This window comes from Bacillus massilinigeriensis (genome assembly GCF_900117315.1).
In the GTDB taxonomy this organism is placed as follows: Bacteria; Bacillota; Bacilli; order Bacillales; family Cytobacillaceae; genus Bacillus_BE; species Bacillus_BE massilionigeriensis.
Genome location: NZ_LT630337.1, coordinates 4,030,381 through 4,056,270 on the forward strand (window position 1 = coordinate 4,030,381; position 25,890 = coordinate 4,056,270).

Annotated in this window: 24 protein-coding genes; 10 read left to right on the forward strand and 14 right to left on the reverse strand. The window is 37.7% G+C overall.

The annotated features are described in order from the left end of the window. Positions 1-46 precede the first annotated feature (46 nt). The 5 genes from BQ6100_RS19880 to BQ6100_RS19900 are packed head-to-tail and all read left to right on the forward strand — an operon-like array spanning position 47 to position 4,287. Positions 47-613 (forward strand): hypothetical protein, encoded by a 567-nt coding sequence (locus tag BQ6100_RS19880; RefSeq protein WP_075983259.1) that lies wholly within the window; start codon positions 47-49, stop codon positions 611-613. Beyond that, positions 610-1,920, forward strand: a complete 1,311-nt coding sequence (gene nosD / locus BQ6100_RS19885) for a nitrous oxide reductase family maturation protein NosD (protein ID WP_075983260.1) — start codon at positions 610-612, stop codon at positions 1,918-1,920. Before BQ6100_RS19880 ends, nosD begins: the two co-directional genes overlap by 4 nt. Then, on the forward strand, positions 1,917-2,714 hold the full coding sequence (locus BQ6100_RS19890) for an ABC transporter permease (protein ID WP_075983261.1): 798 nt from the start codon (positions 1,917-1,919) through the stop codon (positions 2,712-2,714). Before nosD ends, BQ6100_RS19890 begins: the two co-directional genes overlap by 4 nt. Continuing rightward, a complete protein-coding gene (locus tag BQ6100_RS19895; RefSeq protein ID WP_075983262.1) occupies positions 2,711-3,385 on the forward strand; it encodes an ABC transporter ATP-binding protein in 675 nt (224 codons plus the stop codon). The genes BQ6100_RS19890 and BQ6100_RS19895 overlap by 4 nt, the downstream gene beginning before the upstream one ends. Continuing rightward, positions 3,382-4,287 (forward strand): FixH family protein, encoded by a 906-nt coding sequence (locus BQ6100_RS19900; protein ID WP_075983263.1) that lies wholly within the window; start codon positions 3,382-3,384, stop codon positions 4,285-4,287. Before BQ6100_RS19895 ends, BQ6100_RS19900 begins: the two co-directional genes overlap by 4 nt. A 223-nt stretch (positions 4,288-4,510) precedes the next feature. On the opposite strand, the gene BQ6100_RS19905 is transcribed toward BQ6100_RS19900, so the two are convergent. The 3 genes from BQ6100_RS19905 to BQ6100_RS19915 are packed head-to-tail and all read right to left on the reverse strand — an operon-like array spanning position 4,511 to position 7,199. Then, complete coding sequence (locus tag BQ6100_RS19905) at positions 4,511-5,596, reverse strand: PQQ-dependent sugar dehydrogenase (protein ID WP_075983264.1); 1,086 nt, start codon at positions 5,594-5,596, stop codon at positions 4,511-4,513. Next, positions 5,597-6,460: a Cof-type HAD-IIB family hydrolase gene (locus BQ6100_RS19910; protein WP_075983265.1), complete on the reverse strand. Its 864-nt coding sequence runs from the start codon at positions 6,458-6,460 to the stop codon at positions 5,597-5,599. Positions 6,461-6,497: 37 nt separating this feature from the next. Beyond that, on the reverse strand, positions 6,498-7,199 hold the full coding sequence (locus BQ6100_RS19915) for a DNA alkylation repair protein (RefSeq protein WP_075983266.1): 702 nt from the start codon (positions 7,197-7,199) through the stop codon (positions 6,498-6,500). A gap of 109 nt (positions 7,200-7,308) precedes the next feature. On the opposite strand from BQ6100_RS19915, the gene BQ6100_RS19920 reads away from it, so the two are divergent. Beyond that, positions 7,309-7,668: a hypothetical protein gene (locus BQ6100_RS19920; RefSeq protein ID WP_075983267.1), complete on the forward strand. Its 360-nt coding sequence runs from the start codon at positions 7,309-7,311 to the stop codon at positions 7,666-7,668. 11 nt (positions 7,669-7,679) lie between these two features. Here BQ6100_RS19920 and BQ6100_RS19925 read toward each other — a convergent pair whose 3' ends face one another. Continuing rightward, positions 7,680-8,267 carry a TetR/AcrR family transcriptional regulator gene (locus BQ6100_RS19925; protein ID WP_075983268.1) on the reverse strand — a complete coding sequence of 196 codons (588 nt, stop codon included), beginning with the start codon at positions 8,265-8,267 and terminating at the stop codon, positions 7,680-7,682. A 354-nt stretch (positions 8,268-8,621) separates the two neighbouring features. On the opposite strand from BQ6100_RS19925, the gene BQ6100_RS19930 reads away from it, so the two are divergent. Beyond that, complete coding sequence (locus tag BQ6100_RS19930; RefSeq protein ID WP_075983651.1) at positions 8,622-9,293, forward strand: TerC family protein; 672 nt, start codon at positions 8,622-8,624, stop codon at positions 9,291-9,293. Between the two features lie 437 nt (positions 9,294-9,730). Here BQ6100_RS19930 and BQ6100_RS19935 read toward each other — a convergent pair whose 3' ends face one another. The 4 genes from BQ6100_RS19935 to BQ6100_RS19950 all read right to left on the reverse strand — a co-directional run bounded on the left by BQ6100_RS19935 (position 9,731) and on the right by BQ6100_RS19950 (position 14,188). Further along, entirely contained in the window at positions 9,731-10,822 is a 1,092-nt protein-coding gene (locus BQ6100_RS19935) for a PRK06851 family protein (protein WP_075983269.1), read from the reverse strand. Between the two features lie 100 nt (positions 10,823-10,922). Further along, a complete protein-coding gene (gene ybaK, locus BQ6100_RS19940; RefSeq protein WP_075983270.1) occupies positions 10,923-11,399 on the reverse strand; it encodes a Cys-tRNA(Pro) deacylase in 477 nt (158 codons plus the stop codon). An 81-nt stretch (positions 11,400-11,480) separates the two neighbouring features. After that, the gene (locus tag BQ6100_RS19945) at positions 11,481-13,142 is read right to left on the reverse strand and encodes a glycoside hydrolase family 13 protein (protein ID WP_075983271.1); all 1,662 of its coding nucleotides are present in this window, start codon (positions 13,140-13,142) and stop codon (positions 11,481-11,483) included. 152 nt (positions 13,143-13,294) lie between these two features. Beyond that, a complete protein-coding gene (locus tag BQ6100_RS19950) occupies positions 13,295-14,188 on the reverse strand; it encodes an NAD(P)/FAD-dependent oxidoreductase (protein ID WP_075983272.1) in 894 nt (297 codons plus the stop codon). Positions 14,189-14,437: 249 nt separating this feature from the next. Between BQ6100_RS19950 and BQ6100_RS19955 the strand changes: the two genes are divergently transcribed. Then, positions 14,438-15,706 carry a dicarboxylate/amino acid:cation symporter gene (locus tag BQ6100_RS19955; protein ID WP_075983273.1) on the forward strand — a complete coding sequence of 423 codons (1,269 nt, stop codon included), beginning with the start codon at positions 14,438-14,440 and terminating at the stop codon, positions 15,704-15,706. A gap of 96 nt (positions 15,707-15,802) precedes the next feature. On the opposite strand, the gene BQ6100_RS19960 is transcribed toward BQ6100_RS19955, so the two are convergent. From BQ6100_RS19960 to BQ6100_RS19980, 5 genes are all read right to left on the reverse strand, one after another. Further along, complete coding sequence (locus tag BQ6100_RS19960) at positions 15,803-16,510, reverse strand: ABC transporter ATP-binding protein (protein WP_075983274.1); 708 nt, start codon at positions 16,508-16,510, stop codon at positions 15,803-15,805. Next, complete coding sequence (locus BQ6100_RS19965; protein WP_075983275.1) at positions 16,510-17,289, reverse strand: ABC transporter ATP-binding protein; 780 nt, start codon at positions 17,287-17,289, stop codon at positions 16,510-16,512. The genes BQ6100_RS19960 and BQ6100_RS19965 overlap by 1 nt, the downstream gene beginning before the upstream one ends. Beyond that, the gene (locus BQ6100_RS19970; protein WP_075983276.1) at positions 17,264-18,238 is read right to left on the reverse strand and encodes a branched-chain amino acid ABC transporter permease; all 975 of its coding nucleotides are present in this window, start codon (positions 18,236-18,238) and stop codon (positions 17,264-17,266) included. Before BQ6100_RS19970 ends, BQ6100_RS19965 begins: the two co-directional genes overlap by 26 nt. A 15-nt stretch (positions 18,239-18,253) precedes the next feature. Beyond that, the gene (locus BQ6100_RS19975; RefSeq protein WP_075983277.1) at positions 18,254-19,132 is read right to left on the reverse strand and encodes a branched-chain amino acid ABC transporter permease; all 879 of its coding nucleotides are present in this window, start codon (positions 19,130-19,132) and stop codon (positions 18,254-18,256) included. 126 nt (positions 19,133-19,258) lie between these two features. After that, positions 19,259-20,449, reverse strand: a complete 1,191-nt coding sequence (locus BQ6100_RS19980) for an ABC transporter substrate-binding protein (RefSeq protein ID WP_075983278.1) — start codon at positions 20,447-20,449, stop codon at positions 19,259-19,261. Between the two features lie 524 nt (positions 20,450-20,973). Between BQ6100_RS19980 and pepT the strand changes: the two genes are divergently transcribed. Then, positions 20,974-22,203: a peptidase T gene (pepT, locus tag BQ6100_RS19985; protein WP_075983279.1), complete on the forward strand. Its 1,230-nt coding sequence runs from the start codon at positions 20,974-20,976 to the stop codon at positions 22,201-22,203. A gap of 107 nt (positions 22,204-22,310) precedes the next feature. Here the strand turns inward: pepT and BQ6100_RS19990 are convergent, their stop codons facing one another. Continuing rightward, a complete protein-coding gene (locus BQ6100_RS19990; RefSeq protein ID WP_075983280.1) occupies positions 22,311-23,930 on the reverse strand; it encodes a M20/M25/M40 family metallo-hydrolase in 1,620 nt (539 codons plus the stop codon). Positions 23,931-24,400: 470 nt separating this feature from the next. Between BQ6100_RS19990 and BQ6100_RS20000 the strand changes: the two genes are divergently transcribed. Further along, positions 24,401-25,846 carry an APC family permease gene (locus tag BQ6100_RS20000; protein WP_218921366.1) on the forward strand — a complete coding sequence of 482 codons (1,446 nt, stop codon included), beginning with the start codon at positions 24,401-24,403 and terminating at the stop codon, positions 25,844-25,846. The last annotated feature ends 44 nt before the right edge of the window (positions 25,847-25,890 follow it).

Genomic DNA, 25,890 nt, shown 5'->3' on the forward strand with positions numbered 1-25,890 from the left:
AAACGACTTTTCAGCCTCTCAACTTTTCTAGAAAGGTCTGTTTACTTTGAAGGAAAATCGACTATCTATTGTATCAACTATCATACTTGTTCTTGCAGCAGGATTAATCATCGTTTCATTGTTCTTTCCTTGGTGGAGAATGCTTTTTTATGCACCTCAATATCCAGAGGGTTTGAACATTATCGTTTACCCTAATAAACTCGAAGGTGAAATTGATATTATCAATGGTTTGAATCATTATATTGGCATGCAGCAATTCAGTGAAGCAAACTTCCCAGAATTGGGCTATCTTGTCTACCTTATCGGTGGCCTCGCTGCCCTTACCCTGTTAACGGCTGTCATAAGACACAAGAAAGTATTATATGGTCTTATTAGTATTTTTATCATTGGTGGCATCGCCGGGGTTTGGGATTTGTACAGTTCGCTTAAAAAATATGGAACTGAATTAAGTCCGGATGCTCCGATTGAGGTCGATCCGTTTGTTCCGCCTATTATTGGGGAAAATACTCTTGCCAACTTTATCACTCATAGCTATTTAGGTATAGGCACATATTTCGTCATTGCTGCTTTTATTCTTATTCTCATTCCTTTATGGAAGGATCGAAAAAAATGAAAAATATGATTGCTTTACTCTTTACATTAGGATTAATCATAATCATTACACCTAGTAAAAGCTTTGCCACTAAAAACTTACAGGCAATGATTGATTCTGCCGAAGAGGGAGCGACTATTAGACTTGAGGATAAAACGTATGTTGGAAACATTGATATTCGGAAGACAATTACTATTGTCGGTAAAGAAAAGACATTAATTAAAGGGGACGGAACGGGAAATGTGATTTCCGTTCATGCTCCTAATGTTGAATTACACCATTTGAACGTTGCTAATAGTAGCATGAATCGAAATAGCTCAGAGGAATACGCAGCTATAAAGCTCTACTCCCATCATAATACCCTTCAGGATATCCAGATTCGTAATTCCTATCATGGAGTGTATTTAAGCCAGTCTCACCATAATCTTATTCAAGCTGTTAATGTTGAAGGTGCTGGCAAGGATAAGATTGCTAGTCAAGGAAACGGACTTCATGTCTATTATTCTAATCATAATACTTTAATAAGTAATTCTATTTCTGGCACGAGAGATGGAATGTTCTTTGATTATGCTAACGACAACCGCATTATTGGAAATGATATTAGAGAAACAAGATATGGACTACATTATATGTACTCCGACCGAAATGAATTTAGTAATAATCTTTTTACATTTAATACAGGTGGAGCAACCATCATGCATTCAAATGGAATCAAACTATCCCATAACCGTTTTATTTTTAACTATGGACATCGTTCCTTTGGTCTATTTCTACTTTCTTCAAATGATATAAAGGTAGAAAACAATGAGTTCTACTTAAATCAAAGAGGTATTTATATTGACCAATCGACAAATATTCTTTATCGCAACAATGAAATTATTAAGAATCAAATTGGAATTGAGCTATGGGCTAGCTCAAATGAACAATCATTTACAGAAAATACCATTCAAGAAAATACTATCCCTGCCGTATCTATTGGCGGTGAGGGAAGAAATAGCTGGAGTCTGAATAAAAAGGGCAATGATTGGGGAAAGGATTTTCCTTTGATAGATTTGGACCAAAACGGAATCGGAGATCACTCGGTTGTCTATCAATCCTCCTTAAACCAGCTTATGGAAAAGCAAGAACTAACCTACCTATTTTTGAAAAGTCCGGCTATTGCCGTTTATGAAGAATTAAATAAATATTTGCAAAAGGAAACAATCATGTTTAAAGATTCTTATCCCCTCATTAGTAAAGGGGGAGGAAGGATTCAACCAATATGGTGGTTTTTGGCTATTGGAGTTACGGCTATCATCTTTTACGTTAAAAGGAGACGCTCGTTATGAATTTTATTGAGAAGGAATGGAAGGAGAATTTAAGAGGAAAAGGTCTATGGTTAGCTTTTGGCATTATGATTCTTGTATCAATCGTTTTACTATTCTCATCCTCTGCTCTTTCTGTTGATCAGGGATTTCTGGTGCTCCTCTTAAACCTATTTAATACTTTGCTATACATTATTCCTATTCTTTGTTTACTTCTTGGAGCCTTCTCGGTCATTCAAGAAAAGGAACAAAAGACCTTAATCATGCTGTTAACAAGGCAGGATTCTTACACAAGCTTTTTATTGAAAAAAAGCATCGCTGTACAATCGGTACTACTCATTCCGATGCTTATCTGGTTTTTTATTTATCTTGTTCCTGTTAAGTTCCTTTTTCAAATTAATGGAAAAGAGTATCTTGTATTCTTATTTTCTTTCATATGCTTAATGGCCATTTTTACGCAAATCGGGTTGTTTATTGGTAGTATTAGTCGTTCAAGAATGCAGATTGTGGGATTTTCAATTATCATCTGGTTTTACCTATTCTTTTTACATGACCTAATACTGCTCTCTTATCTTCCATCGGTTTCGTATGACAATGTTAAGCTGTTTTCGTTACTATTTTTCTTAAACCCTTTCCAAGCAGCACGAATGTATCTGGAGTCAAACCTTGGGATTTATTCCTTTGGTCATATGTCAAATTTGCTGGAATCCTTCATGTGGACTAAACCGGGGGTATTTTTACTTGGAAATGTGATATTAACTTTGTTCGTTTCCTTTACTTTAGGTGTTTTATTGCATCGCAAGGAGGGCTCAGAATGATTGTTGTTGAAAATGTCAGCCAATCCTTCGGGAAAAAATGTGTGTTAGATGATATCAACTTAACGATTGATAAAAATGAAGTGTGTGCCCTTGTTGGTAAAAACGGGGCGGGAAAATCTACTTTTATTCAAACATTATTAGGCCTATTACCTTTGAAAAGGGGGCGGGTCTTAATCAGTGGGAAAGAGTATACAGGAAAAAGGCGTTCTAATAATAAGATTGCCTATCTGCCTGAAAAATTTATGCTCTACCCCTCCCTTTCAGGCTGGGAGAATATGATGTTCTTTGCAAGGGCAGGCTCCAGTCAGGTGAACGAAGGGAAAATGGAAGAACTACTGAGCGCTGTAAAACTCTGGGATGACCGTGATAAGGCAATTAAAAATTACTCAAAAGGGATGCTTCAACGACTAGGGATTGCCATAACCTTATATCAGGATTCGGACATTCTTTTATTAGATGAACCTACGAGCGGACTTGATCCAATCGGGAGAAAAGAGGTCATCGAAACATTAAGGTCACTGAAGGATAAAACCATTCTAATATCCTCCCATCATCTCGATGAAATCAAGCAATTATGTACTTCTGTCGCATTTTTAAATGAGCGGAAAATAACGAAATATGGTGTTGAAGAGTTTATGAAAACGGAGAATTTAGGGGTGAAGGTTGAATGAAAAGGTTAGATATACCAATGATTCTTCTGCTTGCGATTTTAGCAGGCTGTGGAACAGATAAGGATTGGAAGGTTGAGGTAACAAAGGATCTTTACTATCAAAAGGATAAGGAAACCTCCTTCCAAATAAAAGTGACAGATGACAACAAGATGGTCAAGGATTTAAAGGTTAATGCGGAGTTTTCAATGGCAAACATGGATCATGGATCAGAGTCCATACCACTTCAGGAGGAAAAGAATGGCCTCTATTCTGGAAATATTGCTCTTCCTATGAATGGAGATTACGAGATTGTTCTATCTCTTGAAAAGGATGGAGAAAAGGTAGAAAAGGTAATTAAAGAAACTGTTAAGGAGCCAAAAGGAGTTGCAACAATAGAAGGTGATTGGGTAACCGAACAGGATTTAGAGTTTTATTCTTTTATCAATAAGTTGCATATTGCTATTGGACGAGAAACTGATGAGCAAAATTACAAAGGTGATGCCTTAAAGGAAGCAATGAACTACTGGGATAGCCAAGAAAAGCTCAATGAAAATAAGAACCAGCTACTAACCCAGATTATTCGCCTTCGCTCTGTTGCTTTACTTGCCGAAGAAAAAGGTGATAAGGCAAGTACTAAAGAAGTCACTGCTGAATTAGAAAAGGCCCGTTTACAATACAATAAATCAAAGGTAGCTCAAAAAATGATTAAAGAATTTGGCGAGAAAAAATTCTGGGATAAGGAAAAATCTCAGTACAAGCTCATCGTTCTTTCACAAAAGGTCCAGAGTGATATAATTAACGATGTAAAAAAAGAAAATCCAAAAGTAAACGAGCAAGAAATCTATTATTTAGCACAGAAAAAATATGAGGAATTGCTTGTTTCACAGGTGAATTCTTTGGAGATTGAATTATATAATAGCTAAAAAACTAAACAAAAAAGATGCCATAGTAGGCATCTTTTTTGTTCGAATTGTGGCGACATGACTGCACTCCACATTGTGCATTCCCTGAAGGGTTGTCAGTCGACTTACACAATTTAGCTCATCGCTTTGTTAATATAACATTATTATAGATAAGCTGGCAAGTGGGAAATATGGGCATCATTCCTATACCTTCGTTACTAATCCAACTGATTATTCTCCGCGTTCACAAATCCTCTAAAGGTATAGCATAAAGCTTATCATCATCTTCATCTGGATGGCCACGTCCATCAGTATTATTGCTTACAAAGTACAATATATTCCCTTCAATGAGGACATCCCGAATGCGCCCAAGTCCAGTAATGACCTCTCTCGTTTCGCCTGTCTTTGGATCAAACATTCTTACAGCATTCCCACGGAGCGTTGCGACATATATTTTCCCGTTATGATACGCCATTCCTGATGGAGCCCATGTATCATTTCCCGATTGAAATATTGGGGTTTCCATCCCTTGCCTCTTTTCATTGCCCTGAATTAGTGGCCAGCCGTAATTCTTCCCTGCTTCAATACGGTTGATTTCATCATGTGCAGAGGGTCCATGTTCACTCGCATAAAATGCCCCATCAGGTGCCCATGTTAGTCCTTGCGGGTTGCGATGACCATAGCTGTATACATAAGAGTTTGGAAAGGGATTATCTCCCGGTATGGAACCATCCAAATTTAATCTTAAGATCTTTCCGCCTAAAGAATTGAGATCCTGTGCAATTTCCGGCCTTTCCGCTGCATCCCCAGTGGTTGCATAAAGCAAGCCGTCTGGGCCTATTTCTAATCTTCCGCCATGGTGAAAATCTCCACTAGGGATTTTATCTAGCAACAGCTTCCCTTCCTGCCACACATTCCCCTCTAAATGAAGCATCACAATACGATTAAATTGTCCGCTTTCATCCTTATAGGTATAGTAAGCGAAGGCCGTTGTATTTTTTGAAAAATCTGGAGAGAGAACAAGGCCTAGTAAACCGGCCTCTGCTGCCTGTGCTAGAGGTTTCTTTAAATTCACCTTTTGACGGATTTTGCTTCCACCTGAATACTTCACAATCGTTCCGGTTCTTTCACTAAGATAAAAGGTATCCCCATGTTTATTGATGGACCATGGGATTTGAAGCTTATTCGCCAGCACTTTGATCTCCCTCGACGGAACCGTCACTTCTTGATCCTCTTTTTTATAGTTAGAGTTATTCTCCTGCTGTATATTGCCGCTTGAACATCCGGCTAAGATTAATATCGACATCAATACAGACAAGCCTTTTTTCATTTAATTCCTCCTAATGGCTTCTAAAATTGCCTTTCCGACACCACTTTCCATATTCGTAGCTGTTACATAATGGCATTCTGCTTTTATCTTTTCCTCGGCATTGCCCATTGCTACCGCTCTTCCGACCTTTTTTAACATGGATAAATCATTGAAGTTATCACCTATTGCCATAGTATCTTCAAGTGATATGCCTCTTTTATTAACAAAAGCCTCTAATGCTAATCCTTTTTGTGCGTGTACACTGGTCAATTCAATATTGTTATAGCCAGATGAACTTACAGATAAACCTTGAATTTTATCAAGATTCGTTGCGGATGAGGTTAATTGTGACTTCCTATTGGCAAAGGCTAGCATTTTATATATTTCGTGATCATTACTTTCTATCAGTAAATCGTAGTTTTCAATCTCGTGAACCAATCCTTTAAGTAATCTTTCCTCTGCCCTTTTTCTAACATATTCAATATTGATGTCTGGATTCGCACTTGTAATAATATTTGCCAATGTCGTTATTGATTTTTCAAGGTCACTCGTATAGCTTCCATTATTCGTATAAACCTCATAATATATTTCGTGTTCATCAAGTATATGATTTGCCGCTTTCGCAAGTTCCTTATCCAATGGATTTGATGTAATTACTTCCCCTTGAGATGATCGAACCTCGGCACCATTTACACAAATGAACGGAACGATAAGCCCGGTATCCTCTAATACAAATGTTGCCTCCTGATAGGATCTTCCTGTTGCAATGACGACTTCGATTCCTAAAGATTGAGCCTGCTTGATTGCCTGAATATTTTCCTCCGTCACTCTCTGATCAGGGGTTAATAATGTTCCATCCATATCTGTTGCAATACATTTAATCATTTTATTTCTCCTTCATTTTTGTTATTCTCTCTTATTCCTACGATATGTACTTACTTCCTTCTCGAATGGTTAGCTTTGGAAGCTGAAGCGATGAAATAAATTGCTTTACTGATTCAGGATTGGTCTTTGAATATTCCCTTAACGCCCAACCCATCGCCTTTTGAATAAAGAACTCCGTGCTCGCGGAATTTTCACGAATGTAGTGGTATAATCGCTCTTCGTTTGTTTTGTCCTTGTATTTAAGCTGAAACAAAATAGCCGAACGTTTAAGCCAAATATTTTCACCTTTTGACCAGTGATTAATCGTTTCATTGATCATCTCTGGACTTTCTAATGATATTTTTCCGATAAGCTTTGGCGCCAATATATCAACCGAGTCCCACCATGATTTTGTCGTAATTAACTGCTCTATAAATGGGACATGCTGCTTGTTCAACTTTTTTAATGCCTTCTCCATATAATCCATGGCTGCATACTGATATTCCCTTTCTTCCTTCTTCCAGCATGCACGGACAAACTCTTCTTGAAAAGGTTGCTGTAAAATTCCACTTTCCTTAAAAAATTGCTTCATTAACTGACTTCTCTCTGGCTTTTTAATTCCTAAAAATGGGAAATTGTTTTTCATATAATTAGACATAGGCACGGCATTTTCTTCATTTCGGTTTGCTTCAAATATTGAAATTAACTGATCTATATTTTTCAAAGCAATCCTCCTATCTGCTAAGCATATTATAGTCATATTTTATGGCTCAATAACCAGCATTACAAATTTATGCTACTTAGGACTATTAAAGAAATGAAGAGAATATATTTGTTGAAGTAAGAATAATTCTAGGGGTGTAGTATAAATGAGGAGAGTACTTGGACAACTTTTAGCTATGATGATCATCATTTTTACAGCTTGTTCTTCAATCAGTTCTGAAGAATCCGGTTCTAGGAAGAAAATAAATAATTCGGATGAAAAATACACAAATAGAGAATTAATTCTTAAAATGCAGGCTTCCCTTACAAGTGAGAAAGAGCATTTTTATGAAGAAATTCATTCCTTTATGAAAAAGAAATATCAGGAAACAGCTGAACAAAAAGAGAATGATGTACCAAAACTCCCAAATCTAGAAATTGCCCAAGTTGCTAGTAAAAGATTTGGGATAACCACAAACGAAGCGAACGAGATTTTTTTGAATATGGAGGCTAGTATGAGTCCGTAATCATTTTTCCTTTAGTTTCTTATAAGGCCGTCAAAAAATAATAAATGAACTTCCTTCGCTAATTCAGGGGCATTTTCTAAATCCTTTCTAATTGATTTATTATTTAAAAAGTAGCTCTGAAACATATCTATGTATAAAATAATCGCCTTATTTGAAATACTTGCGTCAAAATATCCCTCAGCCTTACCTTCTTCGATAAAGGCAAATAATAATTCAGTATGTTTTTTTAAGTAACCATCGAAATATTCCCTTAAGGCCGCATCACTTTCAACAGCATCAAAAAAGAACTCAATATTGAAATTGATATTAAAATTAATCCCCAATTTTATATATTCAGGGATCTTCTCTATATATGGCTTTTTTGTAGAGACCAACTCTTTTAGTTCCCCCAAACCTTTATCCATTACCCCTTTCATAATTTCCCTACGCAAATTTTCTTTGCTTTTAAAAAAATTATAAATGGACACCTTAGAAACATGAGCTTGTTTTGCAATTTCGGATACATTGACTTTATCGAATTCATATTTATTGAAAAGCTCGTGTGCAGCAGCCAAAATCGCTCTTTTTTTATCCTGCCTTCTTCTTTCAAATCCATCCATCATGTATCCCTCCTTCCTGCAATCACTCATAAATATGAACTTCAATTACTATGACAATACCAAATTATAATTGAAAATACTTGAATAATCAAACTAACCTTGATAAGATATGAACTAGGATAGTATAAAAAGTTCATATCTAAAAAGGAGAGATTAGTTGAAGGACTAGGGTGAAAGTTATCTATTAAACTATTTAAAGACACATTTTTTCTGGATGATTTGAGGCCTTTTGTCTCAAAATAAAATCATTAGTTACGATGCCCTATGACTGCAGTAAGTAATCATCTCTACATTGTGACAAAAAACATTCAAAAGAAAGAGGGTTTCACTTTGGATTTGGGATTAGCGTTGTCAATGGCATCTGTTATTGCCTTGTTAAAGGTTATCGCCATTGATTTAATATTATCAGGAGATAACGCCATTGTTATTGCCATGGCGACAAGAAAATTGCCACATAACAAAAGAAATATCGCCATTTTTTGGGGGACAGGCGGTGCGATCGTACTGCGGATTATTTTTGCATCGATTATCGTCATGCTATTAAATATTCCACTTGTTCATTTTTTTGGCGGACTTTTGCTTCTATACATTGCATATAAAGTATTAGATAATCATGAAGAACATGGTAAAGGTCCTGCAGCAAAAGATAGTACCATCCAAGCGATTGGAACCATCATTGCTGCTGATGCCGTAATGAGTCTTGATAATGTTGTAGCCGTTGCTGGTGCTTCAGGTGGTAGCATACTCATCCTTGCCTTTGGTGTTCTAATCAGTATTCCAATTATGATATTCGGTTCAAAGCTGATTGTTAGCTTTATGGAAAAGTATCCTTGGATTGCTTATGTAGGTTCAGGTATCCTAGCATGGACAGCCGGTGATATGATCTTCGGCGATAAGCGCATTATGGAATGGTTCAATTATGAAAAAGGCCCAATTACTTATATTTTGACAGCTATTGTTACCGTCCTCGTTCTATGGTTAGGATACATGAAAAACAAAAAAACCGAACCAGCAAATTCATATTAAGGAAGCGTGGGGACGGTTCCGTGCTTCCTTCTTCGCTTTAAACCTTTTAATTTTGGCTTGCTTCGGGAAGCGTGGGGACGGTTCCGCGCTTCCTTCTTCGCTTTAAACCTTTTAATTTTGGCTTGCTTCGGTAGGGCATGTTTTACATTTTCGATTTTTATAGGACCCTCATTCCGTTATTTCTAATAAAACACAGGTATTTAGGAGGTTATCGGACTCTGGTTCCGCTAACACACAAAAATCAAGACACTTTCCCATGATTTTTGTGTGAATAACGGAATCTGTGTCCGATAATTTGTAATTTTACCCGTATTTAATATAAATAGCGGATTCATTGTCCGATTCGAGAATCGAAACGGCTTTGCTTCATCCCTAACAAGAAAAGAAGCAAGAACCCTCCCTACTTAAAAAGGAAGCAGAGAACCGTCCCCTGCTTCCTACTCTGCTATCTGTAAAATCACTTCTTTGATTTTGTCTTTAATTTGATTCACTACTTCAAAATCCATGGCGTCAATATAGATGGCCTCAAGGTCATCATGCAATGCTTTGGCTTTAGATAAATATGAGATGGCTTCATTCATCTTTGCTCGATATTGCTTTGAAATTTCTGCGATCCGATCAGAATAGATCTCATCTGTTCCAGGCATAATTACCTTTTCATACATATCAACAATTTCATCGCCATCCCGGGAAGGAAAGTACTCATGTGGAGCTGTGCTATCGAATATTGCCAGCCCCAGCTCCCTAACAATGACCATATCTAGGCTATGTGGGTCAAAGCCACAGTGATAAACCTCTACATCAAAGCCACGCCTTTCTGCTTCGGAGGCCAGTTTTTTCAGTAAAGTTGATTTCCCGCTGCCCGCTCTTCCTTTAATAAAATACCTTTTTTGAATATCCTCCGTCAGATTAGGGACAAAGTCCACTGCACCTTTTGGAGTTGCAGCACCTAAAAATCGATGGCGGACATCCGCTTTTTTATTTAACGACATGTTTCCATAAAACTGTTTTAGTAATTTGTCTGTTAGCTCATTTGCCTTATCAAAATCCATATTTTCTATATAGATTTTTTCCCAGTCATCATGTACTGCTAAAGCCTCTCCAAAAACTCGATAAGCCGTTTGAAAGGAATCAGCGATTTGCTTATTTAATGATAAAATTTCACTCGTATAACGAGATAGTTTATCTGAATCCCATGCTTCTCCTAGGTTCACGTAATCCTCGATAGCACCTGGAGCCTTTGGTTCAATAATATGAGGTGCTGTGCCGTCGACAATTCCCACCTTTAATGCAGGAATAATTACCCCATCAATGGAGTCATTATCTGAAGAGCAATGAAGCAACTCTATGTTAAATCCCTTTTCTACCCACTCATTTCCGATTTCTTTCATAAGTGTAGATTTTCCTGTTCCTGGGCCGCCTTTAAGAATAAATATTCGTGCTAATCCTTCGAGGTTCGACTCATATAAGCTGAAAAATCCACGAGCCGTATTCCCACCTGCAAAATAGTTTTTGATTTTCCCAGCCACTATAACACTTCCTTTTTATCTAGGGGATATCCGTTCTCACTTTAACTTATGCTGCAAGCGTTATATAGGTGAAAGCCTAAATTGAAAAATATATTTTGCTCTATTTAATTAAGTCTACGACCTCGGCATCTGTTACCGATTTTAATTCAGCCACTGGTAATTCAATTTGCACACCAATCTTTCCACCGCTCACAATGATGGATTCGATTTCCTTTGCACTTTGATCGATATACGTCTTATAATGCTTCTTCATTCCCACTGGTGAGCAGCCACCGCGAATGTAGCCCGTCCATTTTTGAATATCCTTGACTGGAATCATCTCGACCTTCTTTTCGGAAGCAATTTTTGCTGCCTTTTTCAAATCTAATTCTTCAGCTACAGGGATGACAAAAACATAGAGATTTTTACTGCTCCCCTGTGCAACTAAGGTTTTATAAACTGTTTTTGGGTCTTTACCAATTTTCTCTGCAACGGACACCCCATCAATTTTTCCATCTTTATTATCATAGGACATCATTTTATAGTTGATTTTATGTGCATCAAGAATTCTTATTGCATTCGTCTTCACCTTTGACATATTTAAGACCTCCAACTATTTCAATATCCCTATTTTACCACTTCAAAGAAAAAAGAGCCCTATCTCTAGCGCTCTTCCATTTTACTTCACACGGTATACTCTTGCTTCGTAGGGTTTTAATTGATAACTTTGCAATGGTTCGTGTTGTTCCACCTTGTAATTACTTAATAATAATTGGTCAAAAGACAAGGTTAAATCATTAACCTGGAACAATGCTTCTTTTTCCTTCAGGTTTGTGATAACGACTACTTGCTCACCTTCAAGAGTTCTTGTATAGGTAAAAATTTGAGGGTCATCCTCAAGTAGTAGATCATATTGTCCATAGGTGAATATTTCATTCTGTTTCTTAAGACGAATCATTTTTTTATAAAAGGAAAGAATGGAGTCCTCTTCTGCCTCTTGTTTTGCTACGTTTATTTCCTTATAGTTCGGATTAACCTTCATCCATGGAGTAGCTTCCGTGAAGCCTGCATTTGGTGCATCGGACCATTGCATCGGCGTACGGCTATTGTCACGCGATGATGCCCAGATAATCTCCATGATTTCCTGTTCAGGGATCCCTTGTTCCATCCACATTCGATACTGATTCTTCACCTGAACATCATCATAATCATCAATAGAAGGAAAATGTACATTCAGCATGCCGATTTCTTGGCCTTGATAAATATAAGGGGTTCCCTGCATCAAGAAGTACATAGCAGCAATGGCTGTGGCACTTTCTCGCCAAAATTCCCCTTCATCTCCCCATGTCGAAACAATCCGTGGTTTATCATGGTTTTCAACAAATAGAGCATTCCAGCCATCATGAGCAAGCGCTTTTTGCCAACGGGTGAGCGCCTTTTTTAGCGCAACAATATCAATTGATTGTTCCTTTGCGGACTCCCAAAGCCTTAAATGTTCAAACTGGAAAATCATATCCATTTTTCCTTCTTTTCCAACCCATTGGTGCGCTTCCTCCGCGGATACTCCATTTGCTTCCCCAACTGTCATGACATCATAGTTAGCATATGTGCGGTTCTTAAACTCTTCTAGAAACTCTAGAATGCCAGCTTGATTTAAATGCATTTCAATTGATGAAGCGTATCTTTTCCCTTCTGGATTTGGTGCATCAGGTAGACCTGGCCGTTTTTTAATATGGCTAATCGCATCAATTCGGAAGCCATCAATACCTTTATCTAACCACCAATTAACCATATCATATATCGCAGACCGAGCTTCGGTATTCTCCCAATTGATATCAGGCTGTTTTTTTGAAAAAACATGTAAATAATATTGTTCAGTTTTTTCATCATATTGCCATGCAGAGCCTCCAAAGATGCTATCCCAGTTGTTTGGCTCTGCCCCATTTTTTCCATCTCTCCAAATATACCAGTCACGTTTTGGGTTATCCTTTGAAGAACGAGATTCGATAAACCACGGATGCTCATCACTTGTATGATTAGGGACTAAGTCAATAATTAACTTCATTCCTCTCTGGTGAATCCCTTCTAATAATGCATCAAAGTCTGCCATCGTTCCGAAGTCCGCCATAATATCTTGATAATCGGAAATATCGTATCCATTATCGTCATTTGGTGATTTATACATTGGACAAATCCAGATTACATCGATTCCTAAATCCTTTATATAATCTAATCTTTGAATCATCCCTTGTAAGTCGCCGATTCCATCACCGTTTGAGTCTTGAAAGCTCCGAGGATAGACTTGATAGGCAACTGCTTCTTTCCACCAGATTTTTTCCATTTATTACACCCTTTATCATTGATTTTATAAGAAATTGTGCAATCGTTTGCATATTATTTTCTATATTAGTGTAACGCTTTCAGGCCTTTTTTTCAATTGTGGATTTTTGAACGGAAAATATTTTTCTGATAGAAGAATGGGCCATTAATATTTTATTTTAATAGTGATTTATGTATCCAAATAGCTGCCTGTGAGCCTTCTCCCATAGCAATCGTTACTTGTTCTGAATGGGCTGAAACATCTCCTGCGGCCCATACATTTTCTAGACTCGTCATTTTTGTACGGGGATTAGTCACAATATGTTTATTCTCCAATAACTCAATTCCAAGTTGGCTTGCCAAGGCTGACTTCACTTCATTTCCTCCAAATGCAATGAAGGCATGTTTCGTTTCTATCCTTGTATGATCATGGAGGATAAAGCCTTGCAGCTGCTCATAATCTGCTAAAATCTCTGCTATGGGCTTTGATATATACTGAATTCCTTGCTGACTTATCTTATTCAATAATTCATCAGGTATGTCCCCTGCCTCATGGTTAATATAGATGATTTGGTCTGTCCAATAAGATAGAGTGAGCGCCATATTAGCCCCTACCACTCCCGACCCTATGACAACTACCCTTTGATCTCTTACCTCAAAGCCATCACAATCTGGACAGACATATACACTTTTTCCAAGACACGGGTAAATTTTTGGAAATGGCGGGACACGGTCCAACACCCCGGTAGCTAATAAAAGCCTCTTTCCCTTCCTCGCTTCTCCATTTTGAAGGAAAACGGAAAATTCATTTCCTTGATTCTCTACCTTCTCAGCCTTTGCAAGGATAAATTCCACTCCAAGATCCTCTGCTTGCTGCCTTCCAATTTCCCTTAGCTTTAATCCACTTACGCCATTCGGATAACCTAATATGTTGTGATAACTCTGACATAGGGCTGATCGACCATCGCCTGAATCAATCACAAGCACTTTATGCTTATATCTCCCTAGTTGAATTGCAGCTTGCAGTCCTGCAATACCTCCACCAATAATCACGCAGTCATAAATCAAGTGAGCCCCTCCAAACAGGTTAGTTTTCATTTAATTTACCCTTAATTAAGATGAAACTTCCCTGAATGCATAGAATTTATCGGTATAATAGCAAATTGGGATATTATTATTCTCTTTTTGTTCCTTTTTTCCCTCTTTTAGGGTGGTTACAACTACTGTTTTTTCCAGTATAATAAAATCCTATAGCACCATAATTCTATAAATGATGTCAAATATAGGCATCGTGATAAACGGAAAGAAGGGTTTAGTTTGGCCTACATATTTAAAAATTATAAGTCAACGATTATCCTGCTCTTATCCATCCTTATTGGAGGTGCAGCTGGTGCGATTTATGGGACAGATGCTACGATTGTTAAACCTTTTGGGGATCTGTTTTTAAATTTAATGTTTACCATTATCGTTCCATTGGTATTTTTTAGTATCGCCTCTGCTATTGCCAATATGACTGAGATGAAAAGACTTGGGAAAATCATGGCAAGCATTATTATTGTATTCTTGGCTACTGCGCTAGTCTCTGCAGTCATTGGTTTCATCGGCACATCCATTGTGAACCCCTTGGAGCATTCCGATACTTCGGCCATTAATAAATTAATGGAAAACGCAGCAGACCCTGAACAGCCTGCTGAAGAGATCACATTTCTAGGACAATTGATTAATACATTTACAGTATCTGATTTCTCTTTGCTATTTTCAAAAAGCAATATGCTTCAATTAATTGTTTTTTCAGTTCTTTTTGGTTTAGCTACTGCTATTTCAGGAGAAAAAGGAAAACCTTTGGCTGACTTTTTATCTTCTGGAACGACCGTCATGATGAAGGTAGTAAAATTCATTATGTACTATGCACCAATTGGACTTGGTTGTTATTTTGCAACAATTATTGGAGAACTTGGACCACAAATTCTTGAAGGATACGCACGTGCCTTTGTTTTATATTTGATCATATCTGTTATTTATTACTTTGGATTTTTCACCTTATATGCCTTTATTGCCAGCGGTAAAGATGGTATAAAAGTATTTTGGAAGAATGCCATTACACCTTCTGTTACCGCCATTGCAACCTGCTCAAGTGCGGCTTGTATTCCAGTAAATCTTGAATCTGTTCAAAAGATGGGTGTTCCAAAGGATATTGCTGAGACAGTTATTCCTCTAGGGGCTAATACACATAAAGATGGTTCAGTATTCGGTGGAGTTTTAAAAATCGTCTTCCTCTTTAGCCTTTTCGGTAAAGATATGACAAGTTTATCAAGTATTTTAAGTATTTTGGGAGTATCCTTTTTAGTTGGTGCCGTTATGGGGGCTATTCCAAGTGGCGGAATGATAGGAGAAATGCTCATTCTTAGTGTATTTGGATTCCCACCAGAAGTTCTACCAATCATTGCGGTGATTAGTACGATCATTGATGCACCAGCAACTTTGCTCAATTCAACTGGAAATACAGTAAGTGCCATGATGGTTACTAGACTCGTTGAAGGGAAGAATTGGCTGAAAAAAAGCTATCAAAAAGCAATGATTTCGTAGTAACTAAAAAGAGGCTATAACAAGGGTGCCTCACACCTTTGTTATAGCCTCTTTATTCTATATAACATTCTTAAAACTTAATGACCCCTGACAAAATTACATTCCACCAAGATAAGCCATTCTCACTTGTTCACTTGCATTCAATTCATCTGCTGTACCTGATAGAACAACTCGTCCTGTCTCAATTACATATGCACGATCAGCAACTGAAAGTGCCATATGAGCATTTTGTTCAACCAAAAGAATGGTTGTACCTGTTTTATTGATTTCCTCAATAATCTGGAAGATTGTTTTGACCAATAGCGGTGCCAATCCCATTGAAGGCTCGTCTAATAATAATAGACGAGGTCTTGCCATAAGGGCACGTCCCATGGCAAGCATTTGCTGTTCCCCACCTGATAAGGTTCCTGATTGCTGCTTCCGACGTTCTAATAAACGCGGGAATAGCTCGTATACCTTTTCCATATCCCTTTTAATTCCATCCTTATCCTTTCGCAAAAAGGCTCCAAGTTCAAGGTTTTCCTCAACAGTCATATTTGCAAAAACACGGCGTCCCTCTGGAACATGAGAAATCCCTTGTTTGACAATCCATACGGCAGGCTTCCCAGCAATGTGCTGACCTTCAAACAAAATGTTTCCTTGCTTTGGTTTTAATAGTCCAGATACGGTTTTCAAAAGCGTGCTCTTTCCAGCACCATTTGCACCAATCAGCGTAACGATTTCTCCTTCATTAATATCAAGAGAAACTCCCTTTAGCGCGTGTATATTTCCATAATAAACATTGATGTCTTCTATCTTTAGCATTATGAAACCTCCTCGCCTAAATACGCCTCAATGACCTTTGGATTGCTTCTGATTTCTTCGGGCGTACCATGCGCGATTAACTGTCCGTGGTCTAATACATAAATTCTTTCACAAACTCCCATGACAAGCTGCATATCATGCTCAATTAAGAGAACGGTCAAGCCGAACTTTTCTCTTATAAAAGCAATTAAGTTCATCAGCTCTTTTGTCTCCTGAGGGTTCATCCCTGCAGCTGGTTCATCTAACAAAAGGACCTTTGGATTGGCAGCAAGTGCACGAGCGATTTCTAGCCGTCTTTGTTGACCATAAGGCAAATTTTTCGCCAACTCATCCTTATAACCATCAAGACCAAAAATCTTTAAAAATTCTAATGACTTTTCATGCATCTCCCTTTCCCCTTTGAAGTGGGATGGAAGACGTAGAATAGAGCTTGCCACTGTATGTTTTGCAAGGGAATGATAGGCTACCTTTACATTATCAATCACCGATAAATCCCCAAATAGGCGGATATTCTGAAAGGTTCTACTAATTCCTTTTCGATTAATTTTAAATGGCGGAATTTTATTTAATTTTTCTCCATTCAGAGTAATCGTTCCTTCTGTTGGGACATAAACGCCTGTAAGCAGGTTGAAAAAGGTTGTTTTTCCTGCCCCGTTTGGTCCGATTAATCCGACGAGTTCACCCTTATTCAATTCCAAATTGACATCTGAAACAGCTTTTAAGCCTCCAAAACGGATTCCGACATGATCTACTTTAAGCAACGGTGTGTTTGCTGTCATCCGTAGGACCTCCCTCAACCGATTTACGTTTTTTGAAGAATGATGTTAGTTCTTTAGTTCCCAATAATCCTTGAGGACGATAAATCATCATAATAATTAGGAGAAGACTATAAATAATCATTCTAGTTTCAGGATATTCTTGAAGGTAAGCTGAAACAATTGTTAATAGGATGGCAGCAATGACTGATCCAGATAAGCTTCCAAGTCCTCCTAATACAACAAATATTAAAATATCAAATGATTTTAAAAATCCAAAGTTTGAAGGCTGAATGATATAGAAATTATGAGAAAACAATCCGCCTGCAACTCCGGCAAAGAACGCTCCAATAGCAAAAGCTAGTACTTTATAATAGGTGGTGTTTATTCCCATTGCGTCCGCAGCTGTTTCGTCTTCACGGACGGAAATACATGCCCTACCATGAGTCGAATTCGTAAAGTTCACAATGACAAGTATTGTGAGTAACAAACAGCCAAACGCCCATGGCCAAGTGGTATGGTGGGAAACCTGCATTCCACTTGCTCCACCAACATACTCAAAATTCAATAAAGTAATACGAACAATCTCACCAAATCCTAATGTAGCAATCGCTAAGTAGTCACCCTTTAGGCGAAGACTTGGTATACCAATAATTAGACCAGCAATAGCTGCAGCGACTCCCCCTACTAATAAAGCCAATGAAAAAGGAAGTTGAAGCTTCATGGTAATAATTGCTGATGCATAGGCCCCAACGGCTAGGAACCCTGCATGCCCAATGGAAAACTGTCCGGTAATTCCGATAATTAAGTGCAGGCTGACAGCCAAAATAATGTTAATGACCATAAAATATAGCGTATTAATATAAAAAGCATTTAAAATTTGGCCATTTATTAAAAACTGAACCACAATGAATACGATTAATGCGATTAAAATCGAGAGCCAAAAGCCTACTGTACGTTTTTTATTTGTCATGTTATTGTCTCTCCCCTATACTTTCTCTTTTACATTTTTACCGAACAATCCAGTCGGTAGGAATAAAAGAATTAGGATTAGAACAACAAAGGCCACTCCATCACGCCATAGTGAATAGCCCAGTGCACTAACTAGTGCTTCAATAACTCCAAGTACAAGTCCGCCTACCATCGCTCCAGGAATGATACCAATTCCCCCAAGTACGGCGGCAACAAAGGCCTTTAACCCTGGAATGATACCCATTAAAGGTTCGATCTTTGTGTAATAAACACCAAATATAACACCAGCAGCACCAGCTAACGCTGAACCAATGGCAAATGTTGCGGAGATAGTGTTGTTAACATTAATCCCCATTAATGTGGCTGCTTCTGCATCATGGGAAACAGCGCGCATTGCTTTACCAATTTTTGTTTTGTGGACTATAAATTGGAGAATAATCATAAGTGCAATTGAAATACCTAATATGAAGATCGATTGACCGCTTATGGTTACACCAAAAATATGCAAGTTCCCTACATTCAGTACATCTGAAGGATACGCCTCAGGCTGAGCACCACGAATATAAATGGTTCCATATTCAATAAGTAAGGAAACCCCGATTGCCGTAATTAATGCAGCAATACGAGTAGCGTTACGCAAAGGCTTATAGGCAATACGTTCAATGATAACGCCAAACAATGCACATACGGCCATCGTTAAAAGTAACGCGGGAAAAAAGGATAAATGTAAGACTGTTATGGAATAAAACCCAACAAAGGCCCCTACCATAAAAACATCACCATGAGCAAAGTTAATTAATTTAACAATTCCATACACCATTGTATAGCCCAAGGCAATTAGAGCATAAATACTACCGAGTGATATTCCATTCACTAACTGTTGTACTAGTTCCATAATGAACTCTCCTTGAAAGTGCTATTTTTTATAGAAATGAAAGAAAAGGGGGACATGCCCCCCTATCATTCATAAACTAACTTTGAAAACCTTGTAGCTTCAGCGTCAACAGGCGCCTCCGCTCTTTTATGGATTAACAATTGTTTTAAATTGTTGTTTTCCATCAACGAATTCTAGAATAGTAGCAGATTTTACTGGGTTGTGTTTTTCATCAAGAGTAAAATTACCTGATACTAAAGTAAGTGCTTTTGTTTCTGCGAGTGCCTTTTGAATTTTTTTAGGGTCAGCTGATCCAGCACGCTTGATTGCATCTGCTAAGAAATAGGCTGTATCGTAACCAAGAGCGTTAAAGGCATCCGGAGTCTTGCCATCATATTTAGCTTCAAATGCTTTTACAAATTCTTGTACCTTTTGATCTTCTTTATTTCCAGAAGAATAGTGGTTTGTAATAAATGTATTATTTAAAGCAGCTCCACCGGCAAGTTCTACTAGTTTAGGTGAATCCCAACCATCTCCGCCCATAAATGGAACGTCAAGTCCTAGTGCACGAGCTTGTTTTACAATTAAACCAACTTCTTCATAGTATCCTGGTACGAAAACGAAGTCAGGTTTTGCTGCCTTGATATTTGTTAGAGTTGAGTTAAAGTCAGTATCTTTCGCAACATAAGCTTCTTCTGCTACAACTTTTCCTCCATTTTTCTCATAAACCTCTTTGAAGGATTTTGCTAGACCTTTTGCATAGTCACTTGAACTATCAATAAAGATTGCTGCTTTTGTAGATTTTAAGTCGTTGGATGCAAAGTTCGCTGCTACTTCTCCTTGGAATGGGTCAATGAAGCAGGTTCTGAAAACGAAATCCTTTACTGCACCATCTTTATTTGTAATATCAGGGTTTGTACCCGTTGGTGTAATTAGAGGTATCTTGCTATCCTCTGCAATCTGAACCTGTGCTAAAGTATTTGTACTTGTTGCTGCACCAATGATCGCTGCAACTTTATCTTGGCTTGTAAGCTTAATAGCTCCATTGGTAGCCTCAGCTGCATCAGATTTATTATCAACCTTGACCAGCTCAATTTTCTTTCCATCGATACCTTCTTTGTTAATCTCTTCAATCGCAAGTTCAAGACCTTGATCGATTGATGAACCGTAAGAAGCAACTTGTCCGGATAATTCTAGGTTAGCACCAATTTTAATAGTGTCCCCGCCTTTATCTCCTGATCCACTGCCACCACTACTTTTCTCACCACTACAGCCAGCCATAACACCAGCCGCTAAAGATAAAGATAGAAAAATACCTGCTAACTTTCTTTTTTTCATTATCTTTCCCCCTAATTTTTGTAAAAACTGATAAAGTTTCTATGACGTATCCCCTTGTTGTAACCATTTAAGAAAAAACAGTATTCCCAATAAAAATAATATTCTGAAAATATTGTACATGATATCCTTTTATTCGTCTAGTATCAAATGAATAATATTAAAATATTATTTTGAATAGATAGATCATATGGGTAAAAATAACCTTTAATTCCTTAAATTTAAAAAAATTTCAGAAACTTTACATATTATTTTCTATCAAAATCCCTACATCATTGCATTCTTTAATGAAGGCTAATTTTTAAACTATTTTTTAATCCTTCTAAAAAATTAATATAAGAATAACATTAATACAAAGGTTTAAAATAGAAAAAATTTTATTAAGCACATGGTTTTCAAGCATATGGTAACGATAAAATTGTGTCTTCGGTTAAAAAGGATCCCATTATGAATAATTTTTTTCACTAAAATGGAATATCATAATATGATATGATTGAATTATCATTTTTTAGGGAGTTGAAAGAAAGTTGAAAAGTGAAATCATCGAAAGATTTACTTCTTATGTAAAAGTGGATACTCAATCAAATGAAAATAACGATTCCTGTCCTTCAACAGTTGGGCAATTGACTCTAGCCAATATGCTTGTTGATGAATTAAAAACTATTGGCATGAGTGATGTTACCATTGATGAAAATGGTTATGTGATGGCTACACTTCCATCCAATACAGATCGCGATGTTCCAACGATTGGATTCTTAGCACATGTCGATACAGCAACAGATTTCACAGGTAAAAATGTAAAACCACAAATCGTTGAAAATTATGATGGAAGCAACATTACTTTAAATGATGCCTTACATATAGTCCTTTCTACAAAAGAATTTCCAAGTCTTCATGAATATAAGGGACACACATTAATAACAACTGATGGGACAACTCTATTAGGAGCTGACAATAAAGCTGGGATTGCAGAGATTATGACTGCCATGGCTTATTTGATTCAACATCCTGAAATCAAACATGGGAAGATTAGAGTTGCCTTCACTCCAGATGAGGAAATTGGTAGAGGTCCTCACAAATTTAATGTGAAAGCATTTGATGCCAAATATGCCTACACGGTAGATGGCGGTCCACTTGGGGAACTTCAATATGAAAGCTTTAATGCAGCTGCAGCAAGGATTACCATTAAAGGAAGCAATATACACCCTGGTTCGGCTAAAGGAAAAATGGTAAACTCCATGAAAATCGCAATGGAATTAAACGGTATGCTCCCTAAAGAGGAAGCTCCAGAATACACCGATGGCTATGAAGGTTTCTTTCATCTTCTTTCATTAAAAGGTGATGTAGAAGAAACGAATATGCATTATATTATCCGTGACTTTGACAGAGAAAGCTTCCATTCTCGAAAAGCTACAATGGAAAAAATCGTTGCTGACTTGAAAGCGAAATATGGAGAAGAAAGAGTCATTCTCGAATTAAATGATCAATACTATAATATGAGAGATAAAATTGAGCCGGTGAGGGAAATTGTTGATATTGCTCAAAAAGCAATGGAAAACTTAAATATCAAACCTCTTATTAACCCAATCAGAGGTGGTACAGATGGATCCCAGCTATCTTATATGGGACTACCAACACCAAATATCTTTACTGGGGGAGAAAACTTCCACGGAAAATATGAATATGTATCAGTAGATAATATGATTAAAGCAACAAACGTAATTATTGAAATTGCTAAGCTTTTTGAACAAAAATAGTTGAGGTGCCTAGCGCCTCAACCTTTTTTTATTCAATGTTATGAAGATTTTCGAAATAAAAGGGAAAACTCTCAGGTAAGAGTCCCATTATTTCTTAATATTAGTTACTAATCTTCCACTACTCTTTCAAATAACATCCTCATTAAATCCTCAACAAGAGCAGGTACCTCTTCGAATGCGTTTTTCATATGAAGACGCTCTGTTCGTTTGTGGGCATCCTTTCCGAAGGGCCCAATATTTAAAACAGGTGCCTGGAGCTTTGCCATGTCATCGAAGGGTATCGAATAACTTTCACCCCATATAGGTGTATTACTTACAAAGGTCATCCATCCTTCTTCATTGTCTTGATAGTTGACATAGCTTAGGTCGCAAATTCCATTGAAATAATGAATTTGTTCAATTGGTAAATTAAATTTCTTTAACCCCTGCGCCTTTACGAAATCCAGGCATTTTATGATTAGCTCACTATCAGATGAATTTACAGATGGATAATAAGGCGGGGAATAGAACAATACGATTGCTGGTGCAAGCTCCTGGCATTGGATCATGAGAGCATCGGTCATTTGGAGAGATTTTTCTCGGTCGTCCCATTCTTCTCTTTTATTTATTTCCGTTTTCAATTTCTGAATCTGTTCCTCTCCAAATTTGCTAATCGCATATTCTAGTAATTTTTCAAACCGAAATACCTGAACTTCTCCTATCGGTGGCACACCTTCCACATGACAAATCCTTTGATAAGCTTGATTACAGGCATTGGCTGCTTGAGTGGCTGTTTCTTCAAATATATCCATAATTTCAGCTGCATTTCTTTTCAATAAACAAACATTATACAAGGCAGAAGCTCGGTAAGGCGTCTGAACGGAATATTCTTTTTTCAAATCCTTTTGTTGTAGAGTAACAGGAAGTGGGGTTGACTCACCCATTTCAGTTTCTTGAAATTCTTTATTCCATTCCATTTTCTGCGTTAGGAAGGAAGCGATGTAATTGGCGGTTATCCCTCTTAATGGCTCACCGACATGGGTTTCTTTTCCGTAAAAGAGGGCAGATGGCATGATCTTTCCCATTGAGCCGGAATACACATAATGGGTTTGGTCTTCTTGACTTTTTGTAAAAACAGGCTCTCCATTTAAAAATAGCTTATATAAAAGGGCGTGTTCATCCCTGATTTCTAATAGTTTTTTTACGGCTGCACGCATCCCCTCTGAGTTTACCTCTTCATCAGGAACAGTTACTAAAAGGAGATTGATTGGCCATTTTTCTACAGATGCCTTCTCTATCAAACTCATATGCATGATGATTCCCATCTTCATATCCATGGTCCCTCGACCAAATAAGTAATTACCAGATTCGAGATCCGTCTGTACTTCTTTTGGAAACTCTTCGATTCGCTCTCGAAGCAATTTTGTCAAGGCTTCTGGCTGATAAGCATATGGCCTTAAATCACCATACTCTTCTATACTCACTGTATCAAAATGACTGAGTAATACGATTGTTTCACTACAGTTTGGATGTTTATAAAGGGCTGTTAAATAGCTTCTTCCTTGATTAACAGGATGGAGTTCAAGATGAGATGGATGGTTTTGAAAATACTTTAAGGTTTGCAGCTTTGCTTTCAATTTAATTGGGAACTCTTTTTCTCCATCTGATAGAGTCAGACTTTCCCAGCCCACTACTTCTAATAATAACTCCCTTAACGCCTCTGGTGATCCCCAACTTAGCTTGTTCATTCTTATAACCTCTTTTCAGCGAATGTCTATTAGAAATTAGAGCTATCTTTTTCATATTTATGAGTCCTACATGCTCCTTATACTTTTCGCTGAATTTTCCCTAATTCCTTTAATCATAAAATTCAAAAAAAAGGGGGTGTTACTTATTGAAATTTTTTGTCTATTTTGAACTTTCGGTGGCAAAATTAAGACAATATTAAGAAAAAGTATTAGGTAATACCTATTACTCATTGTATTAAAATTCGTTTGTTCTATTATATTAGTATAAATATCATTTTGTGGATGAAATAAAGAGGTGATAACAAAACAGGAGGTCCAGTTTTTTTCACATGGGGCTGGTGTCAGTCGCCACAACCCGCATAACTTCATGGCATAACATCCCCCTTTCTAATGACAGCAATCCGTATTGTCCAATGGTCTAAGATTCCTGGCAGTAAACGTTGTTATTTATCAAAAAGGAGATGTCAAACATGTCTCAGAAAAGAGAAAGAGACAAGTCTTTAGGAATTTGGGATTTGATTTTGTTTACTTTCTGTGCCGTTTTTATTGTTGATACGGTTCCTGCTTCTGCTGCAATTGGAGTATCTTCCATCACATGGTGGATTATCATGGCTGTTATGTTCTTTCTCCCTTACGGACTCATTACTGCTGAGCTAGGGTCTACTTACCCTGAGCAAGGTGGTGTGTATGTTTGGGTAAAGCGGGCATGGGGTGATAAATGGGGAGCAAGAACAAGCTGGCTATACTGGGTAAATGTTGCCCTTTGGATGCCATCTGTCTATATTGCCTTCGCGGGTATTTTTTCACAAATGTTCCTTCCTGATATGCCTATGTGGGGACTTGTTCTCATCGGAATCACAATGACTTGGGTTACAGTCTGGTTCAATATTCAGCATCTATCCTTATCCAAGTGGATTCCTAATATAGGGGCGGTTACTAAATTAGTTGTTGTTTTAGCCTTGATAGGAGCAACCATTTATTATCTTGCGAGCGGACAAAATTTTGCTAATGACTTTTCTGCTTCATCCTTTGCACCAACACTTGGAACGGGTCTCGCCTTCCTACCTGCCATTGTATATAATATGTGCGGCTTTGAATTGATGAGTGGAGCGGCGGGTGAAATGAAAAATCCAAAGCATGATATTCCTAAGGCAGTAATCATCTCTGCCGTCCTTATTACTGCTACTTATTTATTATCAACCTTTTCAATCCTTGCAACTGTCCCAACTGAGAATGTCAACCTTATTGCTGGAATTCTTGATACGTTAGAGGTTGTATTTGGTGATAGCGGTCTTGGAGGAGCTATGGTTGTCTTCCTTGGAATTTGTATTTTATTCACCTTCCTTGCAAATATGGTTACTTGGACAATCGGGGCAAATCGTACAGCGGTTGAAGCAGCGGATAGTGGCGAGCTGCCTAAATTGTTTGGCAAGCTTACTCAAAAAGCCCAGGCCCCGCTCGGCGCAGCCATTCTTACTGGTCTAGTGAGTACAACAGTATTTATTCTTTATGGATTCCTTGCTACTAACGCAGAGGATTTATTCTGGACAATCTTTGCATTTAGCGGCATCGTCTTCTTAATGCCATATGCCATCATCTTTCCTGTCTTTATTCATTTGAGAATGAAAGATAAGGATATTGAAAGACCTTATAAGGTTCCTGGTCCATCTTGGTGGGTCTATACCCTTGCCGTTGTGGCTGAGCTCTTTATTCTTCAAGGGATTGTCCTATTTGCCTGGGTACCTGGTGAAGCCATTGACTGGGCATATACTGGATCCGTCATTGCAGGTGTTGTCGTAACGGTCATTATTGGTGAGCTCCTCATTTCTAGAACATCTAAGAAGAAAATTGATACGACAACTACCCAAGGTCCTGATAGGCGTGGGGGCGGTGATCATATTAAACATGCATCCTAAATTCTCTTAATCTTTTGATGTATTTAGAGTCTATTATTTTTATA